Below are 7,676 nucleotides of genomic sequence, written 5' to 3' on the forward strand. Positions count from 1 at the left end.
CGAAACGCTTGAGGTCCAGTTCAAGGGCAAATCCATCGCCGATGTGCTGGACATGACCGTCGAGGACGCGCAGGAGTTCTTCAAGGCCGTGCCATCCATCCGGGAAAAGATGGATGCGCTGGTTCGGGTGGGGCTTGGCTATATCAAGGTGGGCCAGCAGGCCACGACCCTTTCGGGCGGCGAGGCGCAGCGCGTCAAGCTGTCGAAGGAGCTGGCCAAACGGTCCACGGGGCGCACGCTGTATATCTTGGATGAACCGACCACGGGGTTGCATTTCGAGGATGTGAAAAAGTTGCTCGAAGTGCTGCATGAGCTGGTGGATCAGGGCAATTCCATGGTGGTGATCGAACACAATCTGGATGTCATCAAGACCGCCGACTGGATCATCGATATCGGCCCTGAGGGAGGCGACGGTGGCGGCGAGATCGTGGCCGTGGGCACGCCGGAGACGGTTGCGGCGGTTACGGCAAGCCATACCGGGCGTTATCTTGGCCCGATGCTAGGCGCACGCAAACACGCCGCCGCCTGAACCGCAGCGCGCCATATCCTGCACGCAGATCGGCGCGTCGCATGAGGCGTGGCTGTCGGGCGCGTCCGGTGGATCTTGCGTATTTTTGGAAAGATGAAGGGGGAGGCGCGCCCCCCCTTTCTCGCTATTCCGCAGCGCGCAGCGGTGGCGCAAGCGGGTCGGGCAGATTTTGGTCTGCCGCCCCCTCGGTCGGCATGGCCATGTCCGTTCTGGGGTCTTCATCCCAAAAGATCGTCGGATTGCGCAGCCCCCGGGCTTGACGGTTCAGTGCCCAATCTTGCGCATTGCGGCTCATCTTGTCGGCACCCATCCGCGCCAATGCGCGTGCCACCCAGCCCATGATCGTCCAGAACCAGATGCGCAGTGCCAAGAGCGAGGGCGTGAAGATCAGTGTCAACACCGTTGCGATTCCGAGGCCGAAGACCACAGCCGTGGCCAACTGCTTCCACCACAGCGCGGTGGGGCTATCCACAGTATAGCCGCCATCGCCGAAATCGAGGCTGATGCCGAACATCATCGGTGTCAGACCCGCCATGGTGGTGATGGTGGTCAACAGCACCGGGCGGATGCGTGCCTCGACCGTGCGGGTGATCGCCTCGATCTTGGGCATGTAGCGGGCGTATTCTTGATAGGTGTCGATCAGGACGATGTTGTTGTTCACCACGATCCCGGCCAGCGCCACGATGCCCGTGCCGGTCATGATGATGGAAAAGGATTGATCCATCACCAACATGCCGATCAAAACACCGGCGGTCGACAAGATCACCGCCAAGAGGACCAGAACCGAATTATAGACCGAATTGAATTGTGCCAGCAGGATGATGAACATCAGCCCCAGCGCCGCGCCGAAGGCTTGGCCGAGGAAGGCTTGGCTTTCGGCCTGTTCCTCTTGATCGCCGGCCCATTCCCAACTGACCGAAGCGGGCAGGGGGGATTGCTCGGCCAGCCATGCGCTGACGGCTGCGATGCGCTCATTGGCGTTGACCGGCACCGCCACATAGGCCCCAAGCGTCAGCCCATTCGCCAGCCGATCGTCGGCTTGATCATCGAAGCGCTGCAAGATCTGCCAATCGCGGCCAGCAGCCGAGAAATCGGGCGCGGTCTCGCGGGTGCTGTCGGCGGCGTCGAAGGCGTAGGCCAGCGGCGTGCCATCGCCGTCTTCGATGCGGTAAAGCCCCGTCAGAACATCGGCCTTGACGTCCAGCACGCGGCTTTGGTCGATGCGGTTGATCTCGGCCAGCTGCGGGGCAGGGGTGTAGCTGACGAAATTGGACAAGGGCACCAGCCCGTCGCGGGTGCGCACGCGAAGTGTTTCCAACGTCGAGAGAACCCGCGCCTCTTCGGGGAAGCGGACGCGGATGTCGATCTCTTCGTCCGAGGTCGGCACCCGCATCGTGTCGAGCAAGATGCCGCGTGTGACCAGCTGGACCATCGCGCCCACGGTCGCCACATCCGCACCGAAACGGCCTGCTGCTTCGACATCGACATCGATCTGCCAATCGATGCCGGGCAGAGGCAAGGTGTCTTCGATCAGTATCAGACCGGGGAGTGTGTTGAAATAACCCCGGGCGATATGGGCAGCGGCTTGCAGCTCATCCCAATTATCGCCCGACAGGCGCAGATGCAGCGGCTTTCCCCCGGCCGGGCCGCGCGATTGCGAGAAGATCTCGGTCGCGATGCCGGGCAATCGGTCGAGGCGCTCTTGCAGCCGCGCAAGGATCAGGTCGCCATCAGGGCGCTGGCCCCAAGGCTCAAGGTCTAGCTGGATCTGGCCGATGGTATCGACGGGTGCCGCGACGCCGCCGGTATTGTTGTTCAGCCCGCCATCGCCGGCAAAGGCAAAGACGTCGCGCACGCCTTCGGTATCGATCACGAGGGCCTCGACCTGACGCACGAGCGCGTCTTGTTCGTTGACCGACAGGTTGCCGCGCGCACGCACATAGACGATGGCGTTCTCGGGCTCGCTTTCGACGAAAAACTCGACGCCGTTATTGTTCTCGCCGAAATAGGCGAAGGTCCAGATGACGAAACCGATCACAGCCGCGATCGAGACCAGCGGCATCACCGGGTTGCCGACGATGGCGTGGATCACATGGCCAAAGGGCGTGCGGCGATAGCCCGCCTCGACGCGGGCGGAGCGTGCGGTGGGCATGACGGTGCCGATCATCGCCGACATGGCGGTGGCTGCCAGCACGAACAGGATCGCTCCCGGTGCCATGCGCACCATCGGCGCAGCATCGGCGGGCATGTCGATCAAGACGCCGGGATTGATCATCTGCATCGCCGCCATGAACATGACGTAGGCGACCACAAGCGTGATCGCGACGCGGGCGGCATACCAAGGGATCAAGACCATGATCGCCCCGCTTGCCCGTTCGGTCAGCCGCGTGAACCGCGCCGCCACGCCACCCAGTACAGGCAGGTAAACCAAGGCCACGATCAGCGAGGCCGACAGCACGAAAATCATCGTAACAGGCAGCATCCCCATGAATTCACCCGGCACGCCCGGCCAGAACAGCATCGGCAAAAAGGCGCAAAGCGTCGTCGCCGTCGAGGCCACGACAGGCCAGAACATGCGCTTGGCTGCATCCGTATAGGCCTGCATGGGCCGCGCGCCCGCTTGCAGGCGCTTATCGGCATATTCGACAACCACCACCGCGCCATCCACCAGCATACCGACGGCGAGGATCAGGCCGAACATCACGATATTGGAGATCGGCACGCCCATGATGCCCAAAAGTACGAAGGCCAGCATGAAAGAGGTCGGGATCGCGAAGCCCACCAGCATGGCCGACCGTGTGCCAAGCGCGGCCAGCACCACCACCATCACCAGCGCGATCGCGGTCAAGACCGAGCCTTCGAGTTGGCGCACCATGTCGGCGACGGTCACGGATTGGTCGAGCGTGGTGTCCACATGCACCGATTGTTGCAGCTCGGCGGGCCATGTGGCGCGCACCTCGTCCACCGTGATGCGCACAAGGGCTGCGGTGTCCATGATGTTGAAGCCTTGCCGCTTGACCACCTGCAGGGCAACGGTCGGCTCGCCGTTGAAACGCGCAGTGCCGGTCCGGTCCTCATAGGTCAGCCGGATCTCGGCCAATTCGCCCAAGGTGACCACGCGGTCGCCATTGACCGTGATCGGCAGGTTGTAGACATCGGCCGGCCCATCGAAGCTCGAGGGGATCTTGACCGAGATGGCCCCGCCTTCGGTCGTGACCTCGCCCGCGGCGATCAGCTGATTGTTGTTGACCACGGCCCCGATCAGATCGGCGGCGGTGACGTCATAGGCCTCGAGCGCGAGCGGGTCGAGGATCACCTCGAGCATCTCGTCGCGTGTGCCGGCAAGCCCTGCCTCGAGGATCGGGGTCAACGCCTCGAGGGCTGTCTGCATCTCGGTCGCCAGACGGATCAGCGTGCGCTCGGGCGCGTCGCCCGAGAGTGCGACGATGATGATCGGAAACTCCGAGAAATTGATTTCGTTGATCGAATAGCTTTCGGCGCCTGCGGGGAATTGCGCCTGCGCGCGCCCCATCGCATCGCGCAGATCGGCGATGGTGGCCGATTTATCCCAGCCGAACTCGAACTCCACGAAGATCCCGGCAAAGCCTTCGGCGGCGGTGGCGGTAATGGTGGTCAGCCCGTCGAGATCTTGGAATTCCGCCTCCATCGGGCGCACGAGCAGCCGCTCGCTATCCTCGGCGGAAATGCCCGGAAAGGGGACCGAGACGAACAAGCCCGGAATATCGATGTCGGGCTCACCCTCCTTGGGCAGGCCCACATAGGCGGCGGTGCCGACGACCAGCGACAACACCACGAAGGCCACAACCATGCGCGCCCGGCTTGCGGCCCAATCGATCAAGCCGGTCATTGCGTCACCTCGTCATAGCTGACGCGCACGGCCACCCCATCGGTGACGAATTCCTGGCCCACCACGATCACATCCGCCATGTCGGGAAGCCCGGTCAACCAAACGCCAGTGGCCGTGTCGCGCAGCATGCGCACGGGCATGAATTGCACCATGCCATCGGTCACGATCCGCACACCCAGCGTGCCGCTATCATCAAGCGTCATGGCCGATGCAGGCAGCAGATGCGCAGGAATGCCCACCGAACGGATCAAGATATCGGCGGTCTGGCCATCGCGGATCGTCACATCGGCGTTGGGCACGGTGATCTCGACACGGAAGGTGCGGGTGCGCTCATCGGCCGAACGGCTGACAAAGCTTACCTCGCCGATCACATCGCGCCCCGAGGCAAGCCGCGCACCGGCACCTGCGCCGACCGCAACGCGGTCGACCTGTGCTTCGGGGACGAAACCAACCAGCTTGATCGGATCAAGCTGGATGATGCGTGCGCAGGGGCTACCGGGTTGCAGCAAGCTGCCCAATTCGGCGGTGTCGGTTTCAAGATAGCCCGCAAAGGGGGCGCTGATCGTCAGCCTGTCGATTTCTTCCTGCGCGCGTGTCACCGCGGCTTCGGCCGAGCGGATGCCCGAGCGCGCTTGCGCCACGCCTGCCTCACCCGATTGGATGCCTGCCTGCGCGCCTTCGCGTACGGCCTCGGCCCCTGCGGCGCGGGTCTCGGAGGCGAAACCGGATTCGCTGAGCCGCGCGGCGGCGTTGGCATCGATCTGTGCGGCGGTCAGCTGCGCGCGCGCACCCGCCAGCTGCGCCTCGGCCTCGGGCAGACGGGCGCGGGCGGATTCGAGTGCGGCCAAAGCCTCCTCGCGGGCGGTCAGGCGTGTACCGGGGTCAATCTGGCACAACACCGTGCCCGTCTCGACATAGGCGCCGGCACGGATCGGGGTCGAGACGATCCGCCCCGCCGTTTCAGCCGCCACCGTCACGGCGCGCATCGCCTCGGTGCGGCCACGCAAGGGCACGGCGTTTTCCGTGATCTGGGCGGTAGAGCGGCGCACGAGGACATGCACGCGACCATCTTCCGCATCATCTTGTGCAATTTCTTGCGCGGGGGGCGTGGCTTGCGCCGCGGTCTCGGCGCTGTCTTGCGCGCCGAAGCGGGCCGCGAAATCGACCAATGCCTCGCGCTGAAAAACCGCAAGAAAGATCGCGATGCACACAAGCGTCGCGGTGATGATTGGAAAGATGCGCATGCTATTCCTTTTTCCGAGCCATGCCGCGGGCGGAGCCCGTCGCGGCACAACCAAGCGTTTTGCCAGTTAAATCGATTACGCTAAACCGACCGGTTCAGATTAGTTTTTTCTGCGTTGCCGCGCAAGACTGAACGGATCTGTTCAGATTTTGCCTTGCGCATGGGCTTTTGCGGGTCTTGCGGCCATAGGTGGCGTCGGGCTAAGACGCAGGGCATGGTGCAGTGACCGGGGTCGCGGGGGGCAGATGTCGAATACCGACAGTTTCATCGACGAGGTGACCGAAGAGGTACGCCGCGATCGACTTTTCGCGCTGATGCGTCGCTGGGGCTGGCTTGCCGTTCTGGTCGTTGTCGGCATCGTCGCGACGGCGGCTTGGTTCGAATACAGCCGCGCGCAAGAACGCGCGGCGTCACAGGCTTTCGGTGATGCGCTCTTGGTGGCACTCGATGGGCCCGATGCCACCGCGCGCGTCGCCGCCTTGTCGGCCATCGCCACACAAACTCCCGAGGCGCGGATACTGGTCGCGCTTTTGGCGGCCGCGGAAACCGCGCCGGGCGCGCCCGAGGCGGCGGATGTCGCCGCCGATCTGCGCGCAGCCGCCGAAGCGGGCGATCTGCCCCGGCGCTATCGCGACCTTGCGGTGCTGAAGGCCGAAATGCTGGCCCCCTCCGATCCGGCCAGTGCGCGCTTGATCTTTGATGTCTTGGCCGCACCCGGTGCTGCCTATGCGATGTTGGCCGAAGAACAGCTGGCACTGCTCGATCTGCGCGGTGGTGATACAGCAGCCGCCCTAGCGCGGCTCGAGGTGATCGCGCGCAATGCCGCCGCGTCGCCGGGCTTGCAAGAACGCGCCGCGCAGTTGATTGTGGCGATCGAGGCAGGCGTAAGCTTGATCGACGCCGCCCCAGCCACGCAACCGTGACGACCGCCGCACAGGCGGCACAACAGGAAGGTCGGGGGGCATGAGCGGACCGAAGGGCAAGGCGGGAATGGAACGCGCAATCGGATTGGCGCTTGGGCTGGCGGCGATGCTGGTCGTGGCAGGCTGCGAGCGCGAGCAGGTGTTGCCCGGCGAACGCTTCGACACGCGCACGCCATTGTCCGCGACGCTGCCAGATGCGGATGGCCGTTCCGCCGCCTCGGACGCGGCGATGGCCGATGCGGCGCGCCCCATCAACCTCCCCGCGGCCAGCCGCCTCGAAGGCTGGACAAGTCGGGGCTTCAACGATGCCAACCGCTTGCCGCATGCGGCCCTCTCGGCCGCGCCGGTCGAGATCTGGGCAGCAGATATCGGGCAGGGCAACAGCCGCCGTAACCGGATCGCCACCGATCCCGTGGCCAATGCGCGCGCGGTTTTCACAATCGACGCCGCCGGACAATTGCAAGCGACCGATCTGGCGACAGGCGGCATGCTTTGGGCCGCAAGTCTTGTGCCTGATTTCGACCGTGGCGGCGATGCATCGGGCGGTGGTTTGGCGCTAGAGGGCGGACGGCTTGTCGTGACCACCCCCTATGGCGAGGTTTTGTCGGTCGATGCCGATAGCGGCGCGATCCAATGGCGCCAGCGCCTCGGCACGGTTTTGGGTGCGCCGACCATCACAGGCGATGTGATCTATGTCGTTGGCCGCAATTCCGAGGCTTGGGCGATCGCCGCTGCGGATGGGCGTCTGCGCTGGCGCATCCCCTCGACTGATGCGCCTTCGGTGCTGGTCGGCGGCGCCGCGCCCGCCGTGGCCGATGGCCGGGTGTTCTTTCCCTTCCCCTCGGGCGAGATCGCGGCCAGCTTTCCGGCCACGGGCGTGACGCTTTGGACCTCTTTCGTGGCGGGCGGGCGTCTGGGGACGGCCTATTCCACGCTCAATGATATCACGGCCGATCCCGTCGTGGTCGGCGGAACGGTTTATGCGGGCAACCAATCGGGCCGGGTCGTGGCAATGAATGCGCGCGATGGGCGGCGGCTGTGGCAAGCGAGGGAGGGGGCCTATTCGCCCGTCCTGGTCGCTGGCGGCAGTGTGTTTTTCGTCTCGGACCGCAA

Annotated in this window: 5 protein-coding genes; 3 read left to right on the forward strand and 2 right to left on the reverse strand. The window is 64.6% G+C overall.

Going from position 1 to position 7,676, the window contains the following annotated elements:
- Positions 1-529 (forward strand): ATP-binding cassette domain-containing protein (locus tag ACTG4J_RS13665; RefSeq protein ID WP_439140295.1); only part of this gene is annotated, 529 nt, incomplete at its 5' end.
- A gap of 124 nt (positions 530-653) precedes the next feature.
- Here ACTG4J_RS13665 and ACTG4J_RS13670 read toward each other — a convergent pair.
- Entirely contained in the window at positions 654-4,397 is a 3,744-nt protein-coding gene (locus ACTG4J_RS13670) for an efflux RND transporter permease subunit (RefSeq protein WP_439140296.1), read from the reverse strand.
- Positions 4,394-5,641 (reverse strand): efflux RND transporter periplasmic adaptor subunit, encoded by a 1,248-nt coding sequence (locus ACTG4J_RS13675; RefSeq protein WP_439140297.1) that lies wholly within the window; start codon positions 5,639-5,641, stop codon positions 4,394-4,396. The genes ACTG4J_RS13670 and ACTG4J_RS13675 overlap by 4 nt, the downstream gene beginning before the upstream one ends.
- Positions 5,642-5,885: 244 nt before the next feature.
- Between ACTG4J_RS13675 and ACTG4J_RS13680 the strand changes: the two genes are divergently transcribed.
- Both ACTG4J_RS13680 and ACTG4J_RS13685 read left to right on the forward strand, forming a co-directional pair.
- Entirely contained in the window at positions 5,886-6,563 is a 678-nt protein-coding gene (locus tag ACTG4J_RS13680; RefSeq protein WP_439140298.1) for a hypothetical protein, read from the forward strand.
- Between the two features lie 40 nt (positions 6,564-6,603).
- Positions 6,604-7,676: PQQ-binding-like beta-propeller repeat protein (locus tag ACTG4J_RS13685; RefSeq protein WP_439140299.1), on the forward strand; the 1,073-nt coding region annotated here is incomplete at its 3' end.

It is taken from the genome of Roseicyclus sp. (genome assembly GCF_965662675.1).
GTDB lineage: Bacteria > Pseudomonadota > Alphaproteobacteria > Rhodobacterales > Rhodobacteraceae > Roseicyclus.